This window comes from Azohydromonas australica DSM 1124 (genome assembly GCF_000430725.1).
In the GTDB taxonomy this organism is placed as follows: Bacteria; Pseudomonadota; Gammaproteobacteria; order Burkholderiales; family Burkholderiaceae_C; genus Azohydromonas; species Azohydromonas australica.
The window spans coordinates 1-17,444 of the sequence record NZ_AUMO01000116.1 but is presented as its reverse complement, the minus strand read 5'-3'; the positions used below and the strand labels follow the sequence as shown (position 1 = coordinate 17,444).

General features: G+C 65.4%; 18 protein-coding genes and 1 pseudogene. 4 read left to right on the top strand and 15 right to left on the bottom strand.

The window, feature by feature from the left end:
• From H537_RS0117310 to H537_RS0117275, 9 genes are all read right to left on the bottom strand, one after another.
• Positions 1-611 (bottom strand): NAD(P)(+) transhydrogenase (Re/Si-specific) subunit beta (locus H537_RS0117310; protein WP_043459089.1); only part of this gene is annotated, 611 nt, incomplete at its 3' end.
• The gene (locus H537_RS43800; protein ID WP_043459085.1) at positions 608-811 is read right to left on the bottom strand and encodes a hypothetical protein; all 204 of its coding nucleotides are present in this window, start codon (positions 809-811) and stop codon (positions 608-610) included. The genes H537_RS43800 and H537_RS0117310, both read right to left, overlap by 4 nt.
• Positions 808-1,161, bottom strand: coding sequence for an NAD(P) transhydrogenase subunit alpha part 2 (locus H537_RS43795; RefSeq protein ID WP_043459084.1), 354 nt, complete (start codon positions 1,159-1,161; stop codon positions 808-810). Before H537_RS43795 ends, H537_RS43800 begins: the two co-directional genes overlap by 4 nt.
• Before the next feature lie 4 nt (positions 1,162-1,165).
• Complete coding sequence (locus H537_RS0117300; RefSeq protein WP_028998871.1) at positions 1,166-2,287, bottom strand: Re/Si-specific NAD(P)(+) transhydrogenase subunit alpha; 1,122 nt, start codon at positions 2,285-2,287, stop codon at positions 1,166-1,168.
• A 218-nt stretch (positions 2,288-2,505) separates the two neighbouring features.
• Positions 2,506-3,387 carry an amidohydrolase family protein gene (locus H537_RS0117295; RefSeq protein WP_043459083.1) on the bottom strand — a complete coding sequence of 294 codons (882 nt, stop codon included), beginning with the start codon at positions 3,385-3,387 and terminating at the stop codon, positions 2,506-2,508.
• Positions 3,388-3,410: 23 nt separating this feature from the next.
• Complete coding sequence (locus tag H537_RS0117290) at positions 3,411-4,361, bottom strand: Bug family tripartite tricarboxylate transporter substrate binding protein (protein WP_028998869.1); 951 nt, start codon at positions 4,359-4,361, stop codon at positions 3,411-3,413.
• Positions 4,362-4,406: 45 nt separating this feature from the next.
• Positions 4,407-5,384, bottom strand: coding sequence for a Bug family tripartite tricarboxylate transporter substrate binding protein (locus H537_RS0117285; RefSeq protein WP_028998868.1), 978 nt, complete (start codon positions 5,382-5,384; stop codon positions 4,407-4,409).
• 40 nt (positions 5,385-5,424) lie between these two features.
• Entirely contained in the window at positions 5,425-6,066 is a 642-nt protein-coding gene (locus tag H537_RS0117280) for a 4-carboxy-4-hydroxy-2-oxoadipate aldolase/oxaloacetate decarboxylase (protein WP_028998867.1), read from the bottom strand.
• Positions 6,067-6,111: 45 nt separating this feature from the next.
• Positions 6,112-6,981: an NAD(P)-binding domain-containing protein gene (locus tag H537_RS0117275; RefSeq protein ID WP_028998866.1), complete on the bottom strand. Its 870-nt coding sequence runs from the start codon at positions 6,979-6,981 to the stop codon at positions 6,112-6,114.
• A gap of 195 nt (positions 6,982-7,176) precedes the next feature.
• Here H537_RS0117275 and H537_RS0117270 point away from each other — a divergent pair, with 195 nt between their 5' ends.
• Together H537_RS0117270 and H537_RS43790 are read left to right on the top strand one after the other, a co-directional pair.
• On the top strand, positions 7,177-7,836 hold the full coding sequence (locus H537_RS0117270; protein WP_028998865.1) for a GntR family transcriptional regulator: 660 nt from the start codon (positions 7,177-7,179) through the stop codon (positions 7,834-7,836).
• An 83-nt stretch (positions 7,837-7,919) separates the two neighbouring features.
• Complete coding sequence (locus tag H537_RS43790) at positions 7,920-8,900, top strand: phage integrase family protein (RefSeq protein ID WP_051242863.1); 981 nt, start codon at positions 7,920-7,922, stop codon at positions 8,898-8,900.
• A 214-nt stretch (positions 8,901-9,114) separates the two neighbouring features.
• On the opposite strand, the gene H537_RS0117260 is transcribed toward H537_RS43790, so the two are convergent.
• Positions 9,115-10,143, bottom strand: coding sequence for an IS110 family RNA-guided transposase (locus H537_RS0117260; RefSeq protein WP_028998864.1), 1,029 nt, complete (start codon positions 10,141-10,143; stop codon positions 9,115-9,117).
• Positions 10,144-10,582: 439 nt separating this feature from the next.
• Positions 10,583-11,599 (bottom strand): IS110 family RNA-guided transposase, encoded by a 1,017-nt coding sequence (locus H537_RS0117255; protein WP_028998863.1) that lies wholly within the window; start codon positions 11,597-11,599, stop codon positions 10,583-10,585.
• 85 nt (positions 11,600-11,684) lie between these two features.
• On the opposite strand from H537_RS0117255, the pseudogene H537_RS43785 reads away from it, so the two are divergent.
• Positions 11,685-12,494: pseudogene (locus H537_RS43785) on the top strand (tyrosine-type recombinase/integrase); the annotation flags it as partial.
• A gap of 117 nt (positions 12,495-12,611) precedes the next feature.
• On the opposite strand, the gene H537_RS0117245 reads toward H537_RS43785, so the two are convergent.
• The 4 genes from H537_RS0117245 to H537_RS43775 all read right to left on the bottom strand — a co-directional run bounded on the left by H537_RS0117245 (position 12,612) and on the right by H537_RS43775 (position 16,228).
• A complete protein-coding gene (locus H537_RS0117245) occupies positions 12,612-13,532 on the bottom strand; it encodes a hydroxyacid dehydrogenase (protein WP_028998862.1) in 921 nt (306 codons plus the stop codon).
• Positions 13,533-13,542: 10 nt separating this feature from the next.
• On the bottom strand, positions 13,543-14,223 hold the full coding sequence (locus H537_RS0117240; protein WP_028998861.1) for an RraA family protein: 681 nt from the start codon (positions 14,221-14,223) through the stop codon (positions 13,543-13,545).
• A gap of 24 nt (positions 14,224-14,247) precedes the next feature.
• Complete coding sequence (locus tag H537_RS43780; protein ID WP_043459082.1) at positions 14,248-15,213, bottom strand: tripartite tricarboxylate transporter substrate binding protein; 966 nt, start codon at positions 15,211-15,213, stop codon at positions 14,248-14,250.
• 76 nt (positions 15,214-15,289) lie between these two features.
• On the bottom strand, positions 15,290-16,228 hold the full coding sequence (locus tag H537_RS43775) for a LysR family transcriptional regulator (RefSeq protein ID WP_051242862.1): 939 nt from the start codon (positions 16,226-16,228) through the stop codon (positions 15,290-15,292).
• A 407-nt stretch (positions 16,229-16,635) separates the two neighbouring features.
• On the opposite strand from H537_RS43775, the gene H537_RS0117225 reads away from it, so the two are divergent.
• Positions 16,636-17,444 (top strand): IS110 family RNA-guided transposase (locus H537_RS0117225; RefSeq protein WP_028998860.1); only part of this gene is annotated, 809 nt, incomplete at its 3' end.

Here is a 17,444-nt window from a genome sequence, read left to right as displayed (position 1 = left end):
GGCCAGCTCTCGGTGAACATGAACACCAGCCCCAGCGCGATGGTGGACAAGCCCAGCACGAGATTCAGCAGGTGCTGCCCCGGGAACACCACCGGCGCGCCCTTGAACAGCCGGAACTTGTACTTGCCCGAGAGCTTGCCGAAGGCGATGACGGAGCCGGAGAAGGTGATGGCGCCGATCGCGGCCCCGAGGAACAGCTCCAGCCGGTTGCCCGCCGGAATCTGAGTCCCCTTGGCCGTGATGCCGAAGGCCCAGGGCTCGGCCACCGCGGCCACGGCGATGAACACCGCGGCCATGCCGATCATGGAGTGCATGAAGGCCACGAGCTCGGGCATCTTGGTCATCTGCACGCGACGGGCCATCACGGTGCCGGCGCTGCCGCCCACCAGCAGCCCGATGAGCACCCACACCAGCCCGGAGGCGCCGGCGGTGCCGAGGTCCTCGGCGAGCTTGAGGATCAGCGCCGCGGTGGTGAGCACCGCGATGCCCATGCCCGTCATGCCGAAGACGTTGCCGCGAATCGATGTCGTGGGATGGGACAGGCCCTTCAAGGCCTGGATGAAGCAGACACTGGCCACCAGGTTCAGCAGCGTCACGAGGTTCATGCTCATCGCATCAACTCCAATTCCAATTGCACTTCTTCAGCAATGCCGGCGAAGTCTTTGACTCCCTCCACCAAGGCATGGACCAAACACCATCCAATGGACAGCACGACGCCAATGGCCCAATGAGAGGCATATCCAACTGCCATTCCTACGATCAAGGCTGCCAGCAGCGACAAGCAGGCATAGCCCCAGTCAACGCCGGTCATGATCTGATTCCCGATTGCTGCGCATGCACCGACTGATCCTTCAGTTCAGCGGCCGTAGCTTTGCGCTCCTTCTTCCTGAACATTTCAAGCATGCGCCGCGTCACCAGGAAGCCGCCGAAGACGTTCACCGCCGCCAGCGCCACCGCCAGCACGCCCATGGTCTTGCCCAGCCCCGTCTCGGTCAAAGCTGCGGCCAGCATCGCGCCCACGATAACGATGGCGGAGATGGCGTTGGTCACAGCCATCAGCGGCGTGTGCAGCGCCGGTGTGACGGTCCACACCACGTGGTAGCCCACGTAGATGGCCAGCACGAAGATGATCAGGTTGATGATGGTGTGTGAGACTTCCACGGCTTCAGCCCTTTCTGGTGATTTGTCCGTTGCGCGTCATCAGGCACGCGGCCACGATGTCGTCGTCCAGCGGCACGTTCACGGCCGCGGCGTCCTTCGGCAGCACCAGCTTCAGAAAGTCCAGCACGTTGCGCGCGTACAGGGCCGACGCATCGGCGGCCAGCAGCGCGGGCAGGTTGGTTTCCCCGACGATCGTCACGCCGTGCTGCACCACCGTCTGCCCGGGCACCGTGAGGGCGCAGTTGCCGCCGTTGGCCGCGGCCAAGTCCACGATCACCGAGCCCGGCTTCATGGACTGCACCATCTCCGCCGACACGAGCTTCGGAGCCGGGCGGCCGGGGATCAGCGCGGTGGAGATCACCACGTCGGCTGCCGCCACGCGCTTGGCGACCTCGGCGTGCTGCCTGGCGAGCCAGCTCTCGGGCATCGGGCGCGCGTAGCCGCCCACGCCCTCGGCCGCTTCCTTCTCCTCGGCCGTCTCGTAGGGCACGTCGATGAACTTCGCACCCAACGACTCGACCTGCTCCTTCACCGAAGGCCGCACGTCCGAGGCCTCGATCACCGCCCCCAGGCGCTTGGCCGTGGCGATGGCCTGCAGCCCCGCCACGCCCACGCCCAGGATCACGACGCGCGCCGCCTTCACGGTGCCCGCGGCCGTCATGAGCATGGGAAAGAACTTCTGATAGCGGTCGGCCGCGATGATCACGGCCTTGTAGCCGGCGATGTTGGCCTGGGAGGAGAGCACGTCCATGCTTTGCGCGCGCGTCGTGCGCGGGGCGGCCTCCAGCGCGAAGCCGGTCACGCCGGCGGCGGCCAGGCGCTCCAGGCCTTCGCGGTCGAAGGGATTCAGCATCCCGACCACCGTCGCGCCGCGCTTCATCAGCGGCAACTCGTCCGCAGACGGTGAGCGAACCTTGAGCACCAGATCGCAGCCGAAGGCGGCCTGGGCATCCACGATTTCCGCACCTACGGCCCGGTAGGCCTCGTCGGGCGCTGCGGCGGCCGCGCCGGCGCCGGATTGCACGAAGAGCTGGTGGCATTGGGCTCTGAGCTTCTTCACCGTTTCAGGAGTGACCGCGACGCGGGTTTCTCCATCTGCCGTCTCCAGCGGTACTCCGATCAGCATCGCAAAACCTCAGTAGTGAATGAGTTGTATGGCCGCTTGACCGGCATGAGAACGAGTGGCCGGCGTAGCCCGGCAGGGCCGCTTGAGAGCATCGGCGGCCGGCGCGGGCCGTGGTTCAGCGCACCAGAGAGATCACATGTGCGGCCTGAGTCTTGGTTCCCGTGGACCGTCTCGGCCCGCAAATCCCCGAGACCCCTGTCAAGTCTTCGCTGCCCAGCTCAACTCCTGAAGCCATACAGCCGTTGCGGGTTGTCGACCAGTAGGCGCTTGCGCAAGTCTTCGTCAGGTGCCCAGAGCGCCAGCAGGCTAAGCAGTTGCGCATCGTCGGGCTTGTCCGCCTCGGTGACGTGCGGCCAGTCGGAGCCCCAGACCAGTCGGTCCGGATGGCGTTGCAGGAGCTTCTGCACAAAGGCGTCGAGATTGGCGTAGGCCGGCGCATCCAAGGACGCGATGTAGGGCGCCGAGAGCTTCAACCAGGCGCGGCCCGTGTCCAGCAGGCGTTCGACCTGCTCGGCAACCTGGCTTGCCAACGCGGTATCGGCATTCACGCGGGCGAAGTGATCGAGGACGATGGGCACGGGCAGTGCGGCCAGCCGGCTGGCCAGGCGCAGCAGGTCGCGAGTGTGCAGATGCAGCTGGATGTGCCAGCCCAGGTGCTGGATGCGCCGCGTAACGGCTTCCAGCATCGAGTCATCGGTAGCACCGTGCTGGACCAGATTGAAGCGCACCCCCACGACACCAGCAGCCTGCAGCGCGCTCAACTCCTCTTCTGGCACGTCGGGCGCGATGACGGCGATGCCTCGGGCTGCCGGTCCCAGTGCCCGCAGTCCTGCCAGCAGTACCCGGTGATCGCGCCCGTAGCTCGACGGCTGGACGATCACGTTGCGCGTGAGCCCCAGCCGCTGCTGAAGGCGCCGGTAGTCGTCGCCCGATGCATCGCCGTGCACCAGCGGTGCGCCGGCGGCGAACGGCAGCCGCGTGTCAAAGAGGTGCATGTGGCAGTCGCATGCGCCCTTCGGTACCTCGAAATCTGGACCGCCGCGGCCTGCGGAGTGCGGCGCCGCCAGAGCGTCCTGGCCGCTTTCCATGGGAATGCTCATGATGACCGGCGCTTTGGCTTACATCACTTGGATGCGTTCTCGGGGCGATGCCAGAACTCGTACGACTTGGCGAGCTCGCGTGCAGACTCGTCCAGGTCGGTGGGTGCCAGCTCCAGCGACATTTCGTGGATCTTCCGCTGCACCTCGCGGTCACTGAGCGTCGCTTTCAGCGCGGCGTTGAACTTCTCGGCCAGTGGGCGCGGCAGCGCCTTGGGCGCGAAGAAGGCGTTGAAGCTGTTGACGTTCACGCCCGTGAAGCCGAGCTCCTCGAATGTGGGCACATTGGGAAGCAGGGCCGAGCGCTTGCCGCCGGAGATGGCCAGGATGCGGACCTTGCCGCCCTTGAGCATCGTCACGCCCTCGGGTTCACCCGTCACCCCAGAGGCGAGCTGCCCGCCGATGAGCTGGGGCATCATCATGGCGGAGCCGCCGAACGGGATGGGCTCCATCTTCACGCTGGCCTTGCGCGAGATGGCGGCACCGATGATGTCGGGCACGCCACCTTGCAGCGGCACGCCGTAGTTGCCCTTGCTCGGGTCCTTGCGCACGATGTCCACGAAGTCCCCCAGCGTCCTGGCTGGGCTGCCCTGCGGCACGGCGAAGGTCCACTGAAAGCGCGCGACCTGGCCCACGGGCACGAAGTCCTTGAGAGCGTCGTACCCGGCGGTGGGCGTGATCAGAGGCACGATGACCACCGAATGGTCCAGCGCCAGCAGGAAGGTCGAGCCGTCCGCTGGTGCGGCCTTGACTGCCGCGGTCCCGAGCTGTCCGCTGGCACCGGGGCGGTTGTCGATGATGACCTGCTGCCCCAGCTGCTTGGACAGGCCCGGCGCCAGCAAGCGCGCCACGGCGTCGGTGGCGCCGCCCGGGGCGAACGGAACCACGATCTTGATCGGGCCCTTGAAGTCCTGGGCAACCGCGGCGGTGCCGATCAGCAGGCCGGCCATCGCGGCAAGGAGTACCTTGGGGGGCATGAGTTGTCTCCTGTGGATTTCGTGTTGTCGTTCGCCCAAAGGTCGTCAGTCCGCCTTCGCGCCGGTGTCGCGGATCACCGCGGCCCAGCGCGCGCCTTCGGCCTTCATGTAGTCCACGTACTCCTTCTGCGTGCCGCCGAGCATGATGGAGCCCTGGCCGGTAAGCCGCTCGCGCAGGCCCGGGTCCTTCAGCGCCTTTTGCAGGGACGTATCGAGCTTGGTCACCACGTCGGCCGGCGTGCCCTTGGGCACCATCAGCCCTTGCCAGGCGCCCATGTCCATCGTGGTCTTGCCCGTGGCCTCACGGATCGTGGGCACGTCGGGCAGCAGCGGCGAGCGCTTCTCGTGCGTGACCGCCAGCGCGCGCATGCCACCGCCCTTGATGTGCTGCATGGCCTCGTTGATGGGCAGGAACATGAACTCCGTCGTGCCGCCCAGCAAGTCCGTGATGGCCGGCGCGCTGCCCTTGTAGGCGATGTGCGTGGCCTGGAAGCCCGTTTCCTTCAGGAACAGGGCACCGGCCAGGTGCAGCAGCGCACCGGAGCCCGAAGAGCCGTAGTTGATCTTGCCGCCCTTGCTCTTGCCCCAGGCGATGAACTCCGACACCGTCTTGGCCGGCACGCTGGGATGAGTAACGAGCACCAGCGGGATGGTGGCCGTCAGCGAGATCGGGGTGAAGTCCTGGTAAGGATCGAAGCCCGGCTTGGAATACAGGGCCGGCGCCAGCACCACGGCCGAGGTGGCATAGAACACGGTGTAGCCGTCGGGCGCGGCGCGCTTGGCTTCCACGGCGCCGAGGTTGCCGCCGGCACCGCCCTTGTTGTCAACCACGATAGTGGCGCCCATTTCCTTGGCCAATTGCTGGCCGACGGCGCGGGCGTTGATGTCCGCGGAGCCGCCCGGTGCGAAGGCCACGACCATGCGGATCGGCTTGGTCGGGTAGGCCTCCGCGGCCGAGACGGGCACAAGGCCGATCTGCGCCACGGCACCCAGGGTGGCGGCGAGCTTGAAGAGATTGCGCATGGAAGTTCCTTCTTTGCAGTGAGCAGCAGCCGCTGGTGACTCAGACCAGACCGAAGCGCTTGAGGGTTTCGCCCAGGTTCAACAACTCGACGGTGTTGGACGTGCCGGCCTCGATGGCCTCGCGCTGCTTCACTTCTTTTTCTTCACGGGCCAGGCTCTTCTCGATGGCCATGTCCACCTCGTCCGCGGCCACGACCACCAGGCCGTCGCGGTCGCCGACGATGATGTCGCCCGGGCGGATGACGGCGTCGCCGATGGTGATGGGCACGTTGACCTTGCCGGGCTGGTTCTTGCCCGTGCCCTTGATGGAGAGGCCGCGGCAGAACACCGGAAACTTCAGGTCGATGATGAGGTTGGCGTCGCGCACGCAGCCGTTGATCACCAGGCCCGCGATGCCGAGCTTCATCGCCTGCAGCGTGAGCACGTCGCCCCACGGGCCGGCTTCCATGAAGCCCTTGGCATCCACCACCAGCACGTCGCCCGGCTTGGCTTGGAGTACCGCGTAGTGGAGGATCAGGTTGTCCGCCGGGCGCGCGTCCACTGTCAGCACCGGGCCGGCCAGGCGAACGGTGGGGTCGATGGGCTTCATGCCCTGGTCCAGCGCGCCCTTGGCGCCTTGGGCCTCGTACACGGTGGCGGTGCCCAGGTCGCGCAGTTGGGCCAGCTTTTGCGAAGTCGTCATGGTGATGTCCTGTTCAGGTGATGGATAAGAGGGTCGGCAGGCGGCTCAGGCCTGCTGGGTGTTGGTGGCCAGCAGCCACTGCAGCGCCTGGTCGACGCTGGGGTCCGCGGCGTTCAGCGGGTTGTGCTCCAGCTTGGCTGCCGTGTCACGGAAGCGCTGCTCGACACCCGGCAACACCAGCGAGGGCAAGCCCTGGGCGGCAAGTTCGCCTTGCGCGTCGTGGACCTCGTGGGCCCGGCGCTTGGCATGCACGACGTGCGTGCGCACCAGCATGTCGATGAAGCTGCGCAGCGGCGTCCGGTCGATGTCGCTGAGCTGCTCGTAGAGCTTGTCGCGCACGCCCTGTTTCTCGGCGCTGGTGAGCAGCTCGACGCTGAGCGCTTCCATGCCTTTGGTGAAGACGCTGCGCAGGATCTTCAGCGAAATGGCGTCGCCGGCCTTGCCGCCCGGGATGGCCTGCACCCGGCCGCCGGCCTTCTCCAGCAGGGTCTTCAAATCCTCGGCGCCGTCGCCCGAAGCCAGCAGCGGCGTGCGCACCCAGTTCAGGCTGATGGCGCCCATGATGGCCGTGTCCACGTAGCGCATGCCGTGTTCGGCCGCGTGCTGCGCCGCACGGCGCTTGACCTCCGGGCTGGCCGTGGTGAAGTCGGCCAGCGAGGTGTCCGCCGCCAAGTGCGGCACTACCTGCTCCACCACCGCCAGCGCCTGCGCGCCGGTCACGCACGACAGCACCCACTGCGCCGACGCGAGCCACGCTCCCGGCTTGTCGTGAATGGGCAGTCCCCACTGCGCCGCCAGCTCGCTGGCAGCGGCCGAGGGCCACGCCTCGCACAGGGTCAACTCGAAACCGGCTTCATGAAGCGGCTTCGCATAGCAGCGCCCCACTTCGCCCAGACCAATGATCGCAACACGCATGGCATCTCCTTTGACGCCGCGAAGAATACAAAAAAAGTACAAAACATGGGAATAGCAGGCAGGGTAATCACCTAGAAGGTCGTCTTTTAAGACAAAAAAAGTACATTGACCCTGCTTGGAGCATGTCCAGGCCCAACGTCACAGCGCTCTAGAATTGCGCCCCAGGACGACAGCGGCTGGACAACGGCATTGGCGATGCAACGGGGAGCGGACAAGGCGTATGAGGTGCTGCGGCAGCGCCTGGTGGGTGGGCACTACAAGCCCGGCACGCAGCTCAAGGAGGAACCGCTGGCACGCGAGTTCGGGATCAGCCGCACGCCCGTGCGCACGGCCCTGAAGCGGCTGGTGGACGATGGGCTGGCCACCGCCGATGCCGGTCAGGGCATCCACGTCGCCCAGTGGAGTGAGTGGGACATCGAGGAGACGTTCCAACTGCGAATGCTGCTGGAGCCCTACGCGGCGAGCCTCGCGGCCGAGCGTGGCGGCGACGAGATGCTGGCCCGGCTCAAGGCCAGCAACGAGCAGATGGCCCAGGCCATCGAGGACGGCGGCGAGGACGCCATCGCCCGCATCCAGGACGCCAACCGGACCTTCCACCGCACCTTGCTCGATGCCTCGGGATCACCGCGCCTGCGCTCCATGCTGGAGACGATGATCGACATGCCCATCATCGTGCGCTCGTTCTACCTCTACACCAGGGCCGAATTGGAGCAGAGCTTGCATCACCACCAGGACCTGACCCTGGCGGCCGAAGCGCGCGACGGCGAGCTCGCGCGCCAAGTCATGCAGCTGCACCTGCGCATGTCGTACCACCGCTTCATGCGACACCGCAGCGAGTACCGGCGCAACGCCTGATTGTAAGAAAGATGCAGAAGCAACGCCATTGCAGCGGTATGCCGCTATCGAGATAAGTTTTCTTATCACAGCAGCATTGCGGAGTGAATAAACTTGCACCTCGCAAAACGAGCGACATCCCGGCCTCGGCCGACGCCCTGCCCAACACCGCCGCGCTGGCTGCGCTGCGTGCGTGGCACGAAGGGCTTTCAGCGTGCTCAGCGGTCGAGCAGTACCTGCCGCATGCCTTGGTTGACGGCGCATCGGCGCGTGGCGTGCTCAGTGGCATTCGGCACCAGCTGCAGCGCCTGGCGCGCTCGCGCCAGCGCGCAGACCTGGCCGATACCTTCGCCGTGGAGCACCGCGGCGACGCGGCCCACGCCCACGCCGTGGCGCAGGCCATGGAGACGCTGCGCGCATTGCCAGAGCCTCAGCCGCTCATCGGCGATCGCGTCGAGCGCTGGCTGCACGCGCGCATCGTCGCCGCGCTGCAGGCCGCCGGCATCGACACGCTGGCGGCGCTGACACTGCGCGTACCGCGCCGGCGGCGCTGGTGGACGGCCGTCCCGGGGCTGGGTGCCACGGGCGCGCGCAAGGTGGAGGCTTTCTTCGCCGCGTACCCCGAGCTCACCGAGCGCGCCCGCGCGCTGGTGGAGGTGCCGGCTCTGGACGTGCAGCCGTGGGAGCGCATCGCGCTGCCGCAGGAGCTCGACGGCTCACACGGGCGCTTCCGCGCTCCGCGCGAGAGCTGCGCGCTCGACGCCCGCGACGACTACGCCGCGGTGCAGGCCTGGCTGCAGCGCCACGAGTCCGAGGCCACGCGGCGCGCGTACCGCAAGGAAGCCGAGCGGTTGATCCTGTGGGCGGTGCTGGAGCGCGGCAAGGCGCTGTCGTCGCTGGCCACCGAAGACGCCACTGCCTACCGGGCCTTCCTGCGCCGGCCCGCGCCTGCCGCTCGCTGGATCGGTCCTTCGCGCCCGCGGCACTCGCCGGAGTGGCGGCCGTTCGCGGGGGCGCTGTCAGCGCGCTCCATCAAGTATCTATGGTCAGCCCGGTCTTTGCAAAGCAGCTTGGTGGTGATGTGAGGAGGGCTTGCGCAAATCTATCCGGAGTCGTCTTGGGCAACGGTGTGCCCGCTCCATGATGAGAACCGTGCCTGGCAAGCCTCAAAAACGCTGCAGCGTATTACAGCTGGTACTTGATTCAGGTTTCTTGCCGGGCTGTTGAGCCATTCACGCCATCACGTCGTCTGCCATCGCAAACCAGGTGGGATTGGATATAACCAGTCGCCTTGCCGCATCAGACGGCCATTGCTGATCGGCCCGCGTCGAAGTGCGTTCCTCTGGCCAGCATTGCCCACGCGATCCTGGCGAGCTTGTTGGCCAGCGCGCAGGCCACCACGTTGGAATGCCGGCGTGCGAGCATGGCGCAGACCCAACGTCCAAGGACATCGGTGCGTCGCTCAATGTGCTTCATGATGCTCCGTGCACCCAGCACAAGAAGCGAGCGCAACCTCTTGTCGCCTCGCTTGCTGATACCCAAGAGTTTGGGCTTGTCCCCGGTGCTGTACTGCCCAGGAACAAGACCGATCGATGCGGCGAACTGGCGAGCATTCTTAAACCGGTGCGGATCACCGAGCTCGATGGAGAGCGCGCTGGCCGTGACCGGGCCAATACCTGGTATCTCCAGCAGTCGATTGCTGCGCTCGTCGGCCTTGAGCTGGCGGCTGATCTCGCGGTCTACATCGGCGATCTGACCGTCGAGGTACTTGTGGTGAGCCTGCAGTCGCAGCAGGACATCAACGATTGCCGGCGGTAGATCCTCGTGCCGGGCCAGCACGACGGGCAGTGCCTTGATGGCGTCCTCGCCCTTGGCAAGGCTGATGCCAAACTCGAGCAGGAACGCGTGGATCTGGTTGGTGGTGCAGGTGCGGTCCCCCACCAGTGCCTCACGCACCCGGTGCAGCGCTGACAGGGCCTGCTGTGCTTCGGTATGCGGCGTTGCGAAACGCATATTCGGGCGGACGACGGCCTCGCAAATCGCCTCGGCGTCGGCGAAGTCGTTCTTGTTGCCCTTCACGAACGGCTTCACGAACTGAGGCGGGATGAGTTTGGGCTGGTGTCCCATGGCAGCAAGGTGCCGCGCGAGCCAGTGGGCGCCGGCACAGGACTCCATCGCCACGGTGCATGCCTGGAAATTCCCGAGCTGCGCCAATAACTGGCTGCGAGTCAGCTTCTTACGAAGCACCATGCGCCCCGAGCTGTCCTGCGCGTGCAGATGGAAGCTGTGCTTGCCTAGGTCGATACCGATCAGCGAGACGTCGCCCATGATGACCTCCACGGGGTAAGAGAGCACCTCGCAGGGTACGTCGCTGCGAGGAACCGGGCTGACCATCTCTACAAGGGCATCCCCCGCCGTCAAGCGAAAGCAGGCCATGACAGATCGCATCGCGATTTGTCATGGAAGCTCGTCTATCGAATTGCCATCAACGTCACCTGCATTTCAAGTGAGTAGGGATGCGGACTGAATGTCTACAAACGGCCTTCAATGCAGCTTTATTGCTGCGGGCCCTGATGAAAGACGCGCGCGAAGGCTCCATTCATTAGCCGAGGTCGCCAATGGCGCCATCCGGATGGTCAACGAGCACTCCCCGCGCGGGTCCTACCCTTTACTCATCAATGCAGGCATCTCGCGGTGGCAGATTCAAAAGCAGATGCGGTAAGGTTCTCTCCTGGACTGCGTGGGTTTCGCTTTGTGGCCAGTATGCTCACCCTACAGGCTTGAAAGCCTCATCCTTGGCAAGCATTGCCCACGCCATGCGAGCGTTCTTTGATGCGATAGCAACCACTGCTATCCAGTAGCCGCGCCGCTCTGCCAAGCTCGTTGCCCAGCGACTGAGCCGGTCGCGCTTGTTTGCAGCGGCTGCCATTACCGCTCTGCCGCCCAGGATGAACAGTGACCGCAGGTAGCTGTCGCCGGCCTTGGTGATGTGCCCGAGTCGGTGCTTGCCGCCCGAGCTGTGCTGCCCGGGTACCAACCCAAGCCAGGCAGCAAGCTGGCGGCCATTCTTGAAATCGTGTCCATATCCAATGCTTGCCAGTAACGCGCTGGCAGTGGTAGCGCCGATACCTGGTACTTCCATCAAACGCCGTGCACGCTCGTCGGCCCGCGCAATCGCCCGTACATGAGCGTCGTATTCGTTTACTCGCTCATCAAGGTGCCGCAGCTCCTGCAATAGGTCAAGGCAGACAGTCTTCATCCAGTCCGGTAGAGCCTCGAGGTGCTGGGCCGCGTTCGCGCGTACCGTGGCAGCCTTCAGAGGCAGCACGATTCCGAACTCGCTGAGCAGCCCACGCAGCCGGTTGATGGCTGCCGTGCGCGCCACGATCCAGCTCTGGCGCAGTGTGTGTACCGCCAAGCGTGACTGCGCAAGCTCGCTCTTCACCGGCACAAAGCGCATCTTCGGGCGCTGCAGCGCTTCACAGATTGCAGCAGCGTCGGCAGCGTCGTTCTTGCCGCGGCGTCCGCCCATGCGGTACGGCGCCACGAACTTCGGCGCCATGAGCTTGGCGACGTGTCCAAAGCGAACGAACTGCCGTGCCCAGTGATGTGCGCCTGAGCAGGCTTCCATGCCAATGGTGCAAGGCGGCAGCTTGGCCACCATCTCCAGCAACTGGTCGCGCCGCACGGAAGGCCGAACCAAGCAGGCGTGCCCGCTGGCATCCACGCCATGCAGAGCAAACAAGTTCTTGGCCAGATCTATACCGAGAAAGACAATGTTCATGGACATCTCCTTCCAAGGCTCAGCACGTTGAGAATGCGCAACCCCATCGTGCCACCGCTTGCCGGGCATGGCCGCGCTCAACCGGCGGCCGCCCGACTCAGGATGGGGATGTCCCTTTCATTCATTAACGTTGTCGGTACTGGGCGCCCTGTTCCGTTGGCTGGTCGAGCAGCGCTACGTGCTGGCCAACCCGTTTGCCGGCATGAAGGTGCGCGGCGCCACATCGACGGCGCCGCTGGATGCCGGCCGCGGCTTCTCTCTGCCTGAGTGGCGACTGCTGCGCGTCATCGCCGACGGTTTGGAGTGGTCGTACGGCTGGAGCGCGCCGGCGGCGCAGCGGCTGCGCTTCGTGCTGGACTTTGCCTACGCTTCGGGGCTGCGCGCCAGCGAGCTGGTGGGAGCCACGCTGGGCGCTGTCGAGACCGATGCGCGGCAGGAGTCGTGGCTGCACCTCGTGGGCAAGGGCGCCAAGGCCGGCAAGGTGGCCCTGCCGCCGCTGGCCCTCACGGCGCTGGAGCGCTACCTGGTGCAGCGCGGGTTGTCCGTCACACCGACGCGCTGGGCGCCCGACACGCCGCTGGTGGCTCGCCTGGCCGACGAGGCCGGCGGCATCACGACGGCGCGCCTTTGGGCCCTGATGCGGCGCTTCTTCGCCACGGCCGCCGGCGTCGTCCAGGGGGACAACCCTCAACTGGCGGAGAAGCTGCGCCGTGCCAGTCCCCACTGGACGAGGCACACCCACGCAACCCATGCGCTCGAGCGCGGTGTCGCGCTCACCACCGTCAGGGACAACCTGCGCCACGCCTCGATCTCCACGACTTCGACCTACCTGCACGGCGACGACACGAAGCGTGCACGCGAGATGGCAGAAGCCTTCAGCATTCGACAGAATTGATCAACGCGCCGTGATGAAACGCGGTTGCTATGCACTGCTGCGACGTATCGCCCGCCGCCAACAGAATCATCAACCAGGGATGGCTGATTACTCTGCATCCTCCGTTGAGCTGTCTGATCAACAGTTCAAATGGCTCAGGATCGACTCGGCTGCCATCACGCCCATCTGCCGGAATGCCGTCGTGGTCGTGCCGCCGATGTGCGGTGTCAGGATGGTATTGGGCGCCACCAGCCAGGGTGAACTATTCCCTAGTGGCTCTTCCTGGAAGCAATCGATGCCAGCATGCAGCCGCCTCGCATGGAGCTCGGCCAGCAGTGCTGCTTCGTCGAACAAGCCGGCGCGCGCCGTGTTCACGATGATGGTCTGATCCTGGAGTTTGGCCAAGCGGTCCGCGTCGAGCAGGTTGCGGGTTTCCGGCGTCAGCGGGCAGTGCAGCGAGATGACGTTCGCCTGAGCCAGCAGGGGCTCCAGATCCACCAGGTGCACTCCGGTGGGCAGGCTGCCGGGAATCGCATAGGGGTCATGGACTACTACTTTCATCCCGAGCGCCAGGGCAACCTGCGCAACGCGCCGGCCGATGGAGCCCGCGCCAATCAAGCCCAGCGTGGCCCCGGCGAGTTCGATGCCGGCGTAGTTGTCCTTGTCCCAGTGGCCTTGACGCATGCGCGTGTCCAGCCATGCAATCTGGCGAGCACAGGCAAACATGAGCGCCAAGGTTTGCTCGGCTACGGCCTGGCTGTTGGAGCCGAGTGCGGCGGTGACCGGGATGCTCAGGCGGGCTGCAGCGACCTTGTCGATGTTGTCGGTGCCTACGCCGTGCTTGGCAATCACCTTCAGCTTGGACGAGGCCGAGATCACCTTCTCCGAAATGTTGCCGTAGCGCACCATGATGGCGATCGGCTGCTCCTGGCCACATAGCTCGGCAAGCGCCGTCTCGCCGGCGCGCACGTCGGCGTAGACCACGCGGTAATCTGAAAGAAGTGCCACAGCGTCCGGGTGGATGTTGGCTGCGGTGACGACGATGGTGTCCTGGCTCATCAGCGCTCCTTCAGGCCGCAGGCAGGGCAGGCAGGCCAGCAGCGAGCAGCGCGTCGTGTAGCCAGGGCGACACCAGTTCGCCGCGCGCGATCTCTTCCAGCCGCACTTTTTCGTCAGCCTGTTTCTTCTCCGCGGCCTGCAGCACCCGCTCGACGTCAGCACGCGGAATCACGACCACGCCGTCGGCATCGCCCAGCACCAGGTCACCGGGTTGCACCGGCACGCCGGCCACGGAGATGGGCTTGCAGAACGTCCCACCCAGCCCCTTGGTCGGACCGCAGGGATTGCGGCCCGCTGCAAAGATGGGGAACTTGCCATCGGCCAGCGTGTCGGTGTCGCGGCTGGCGGCGTCCACCACGAAGCCCGCCAGCCCGGCGGCTTCGGCCTGGCTCACCATCAGCTCGCCGAACAGCGCGCAGGTATCGTCACCCTTGCCGTCCACGATGATGACGTCGCCGGGCTGAGCCAACGCCAGCGCGACGTGGAACATGAGGTTGTCGCCAGGGCGGACCTCGACGGTGAAGGCCGGGCCAGCCACCTGCATGGCCGGGTTCAGCGCCTGCACGCGGGCATTGAGCGTGCCGCGGCGGCCGAACACGTCGCACAGGATCGCGCTCTGGAACTTCTTGGCGCGTTCGACCAACTCGGGCGAGACGCGCTCGAAGGCGGGGCGGGTGAATTGGGTAGTCATGGGGATGTCTCGCGGTAGTAGGTTTCAGTTCTTGGGCTGGGCGTCCACCAGGGGCTGCAACGCCTTGCGGGTGGGTTCCAGGGCCTTCTGCCACTCGGCGCCGGGCAGGTAGGCCAGCAGCGCGTCGTCGGTAGACGCGGCCAGGAATTCGGGGTCCATCACCGCCTCGGCAATGGCTTTCTCCAGGCGCTTGACGATGTCGGCCGGCACGCCCTTGTGAGCGGCGAAACCGCGCTCGGAGGACATCAGCACGGACAGACTGGCTTCAGTGGCCGTAGGCACCTGCGGAAGCGCGGTGGAGCGTTTGGCTGTGAGCTGGGCGAGACCGCGCACATTGGCCTTGGCACCCTCGTGCAGTTCGGGCACCTCGCCGGCGCTGACCAGCGCCACGTCGAGATGGCCGCCCAGCAGGTCGGTCTTCTGCGCTGCGGTGCCCTTGTACGGCACAGCGTTGAGCTGCACGCCAGCGGCCTTGCTGAGCATCGTGATCGCCAGCTCGCCGTTCGTGCCCGTGCCGTTGTGGCCGAAGGACACCGAACCCGGCTGCTGCTTGGACGCGGCAACGAGCGACTGCAGCGAACCGTACTTGCTGTCCGAACGCACCAGCAGGATGGTCGGATCGTCGATGACACGGGCCACCAGCTGGAAGTCTTCCGCCTGGTACTGGCTCTTCTTGCTCATGGGAACGAAGAAGAAGCTGGGCATGTTCACCACGGCCAGCGTGTAGCCATCAGGCTTGGCCTTGGCCACGTAGGTGTTGGCGATCTCGCCGGCCGCGCCCGGCTTGTTGACCACGACGAACTGGGCCTTGCCGCCCAGGCGCTTCTGCACGAAGGGCACCAGCTTGCGAGCCATCAGGTCCGTGCCGCCGCCAGGCGCGAAGCCCACGACAACTTCGATGGGCTTGTCATCAGGCCAGGCGGCCCAGGCCGGCGCTGCTGCGAGAAGCGTTGCCGCCATTGCGGCAGCCAGGGTGTTCTTGGTCTTCACCGTTGTCTCCTTTATCGGGTGAGGCAATGGTGAAGAAGTCGTCTCCACTCGGCAAACGACTTATTAGAATGCGGTTCTATTCGTTTTTTGAATCTTTGCCGGTCGCCAGCGTTGGGGCGTTTGGCTCGGCCCAGGCGGAGAAGTCGGCGACCTGGCTGACGAACTGCTTCATGACCTTGACGACGGAGCGCGAGTCGTCCCTGCGTCGGATGAAGCAGTAGTCCAGCGTGGGCAGTGGCGGCACGCTGCGCAGCGCGACCAGCGTGCCCCGGTCCAGCCAAGGCTGGATGTAGCGTACGGGCAGGAAGCTGATGCCCACGTCCGCGATGGTCAGCCCCACGATGCCCATGAGGCTGTTGCACGCGACGGTCTGCCGGGCACGCAGCCCTTGCTCCGCAGCCCAGGCCTCGAAAGCGCGGGTCAGCCCGGAGCCTTCCGTCATCGTGATCAGCGGGTACTGCAGCAAGTCGGCCGCGGTCAGCACCGAACCTGCAGGCAGGCGGCCAGGAGCTGCCGTCCAGGTGAACTCCACCGAAACGATCGTTTCGCTTTCAACCGAATCACTCTCGGCCGGACCAGGAGCCACTGCGAAGTCAAGGTCGCCCCGCACGACGCGCTTTTCAAGGTTTCGGGCCAGATCCACATAAGGCTGCAGACGCAGGGCCGGATGTTCGTGCCGCACGCTGTTCACGAGCTGAGGCAGCCAAGTCAGCGCAACCAACTCGCTGATACCAAACCTGCAGTCCCCGGTAAGGCGGGCGGATGTGGTGGCCTCGGCGCGCAGCATCTCCATCAGGTCCAGCATCTGGCGCGCGACGGGCATCAAGCGCTGTCCCGCATCCGTCAATTGGACCTTCTTGCTGGAACGGTCGATGAGCACGGCGCCCACGGACTCCTCCAACTCTGCCACCCGCTTGGACAGGGACGACTGGGTGATGTGCAGCCTGGTAGCCGCGACGCTGAAGCTACCCAGCGCAGCGGTCCAGTAGAAGGCTTCAATCTCTTTGAGAGTCATGGGACCGATTGTCTTCAGGCAAATCAGTCATCACGTGCCTGCGTACCTTTAGCTCGGCCACGCTGGGTGACGAGCATGGTTGATTAACTTACCGCCAATAGAGCAACCTGCGCCACGCCCCGATCTCCACCACCTCGACCTACCTGCACGGCGACGACACGAAGCGTGCACGCGAGATGGCGGCGGCTTTCAGTGCCACGCAGAGCTGAACCGCGCTGCACGCGGCGCAGCCGAAGCGCTCCGTTCTTGCGCCTGCGCAGGAGGCGCCGGTGTATACATGATTTCGCAAGTGCTTGATGTGTAATGATTTTTTCGGGCGAAGCGCACCAAAATATTGAGATGGAGCCGACGCCTCTCTTCGGGGAGACTTTTCGCCTCGCGTTCGAATTTTGGTACGGAGGCCCATCATGGAAGTCGACGTCCTGGGAATCGACCTGGCCAAGCAGGTATTCCAACTGCATGCGACTGACCGCAAAGGCCAAGTGCTGCACCGCGCCAAGGTCAGCCGCGCCGGGCTGATGGCAGCTATCACGGCACTGCGGCCCAAGCTGGTCGTCATGGAAGCATGTGGCTCCGCACACCACTGGGCACGGTGCCTGAAGGCGCGAGGCATTGAAGCCAAGCTGATCAGCCCGCAGTACGTGGCCCCGTTCGTGAAGTCCAACAAGAACGACCGCAACGACGCGGAGGCCATCGTCGAAGCGGCCAGCCGACCAACCATGCGGTTCGTAGCCGTCAAGACGGTGGAGCAGCAGGACATCCAGGCGCTGCATCGGGTGCGTCAGTTGCTCGTGCACCAATCGACCGCTGTCGTGAACCACATCCGGGGCATCCTCGGTGAACGCGGCATTGCCATCGCGCAATCACCTGCGGCCTTGCATCGCGCCATGCCAGAGGTGCTTGCGAGCGACAGCACCGAGCTCACGCAGTTCTGCCGCGGCTTGGTCGTAGAGATGCTGGAGCACCTGCGCGGCATCGAGGCCCGCATTGCTGACGCGGACCAGAAGATCAAGGCCTTCATGCGCAGCTCGGCGCTGTGCAAGAAGATCAGCGCCATCGACGGCGTGGGCGCCGTGACCGCCACTGCCATCGTGGCAGCCGTCGGTGACGCCAGCGAGTTCAAGAATGGTCGGCATTTGGCCGCCTGGCTTGGGCTGGTGCCAAGGCAGCATTCCTCAGGCGGCAAGTCCCGGCTGGGCGGCATCAGCAAGCGCGG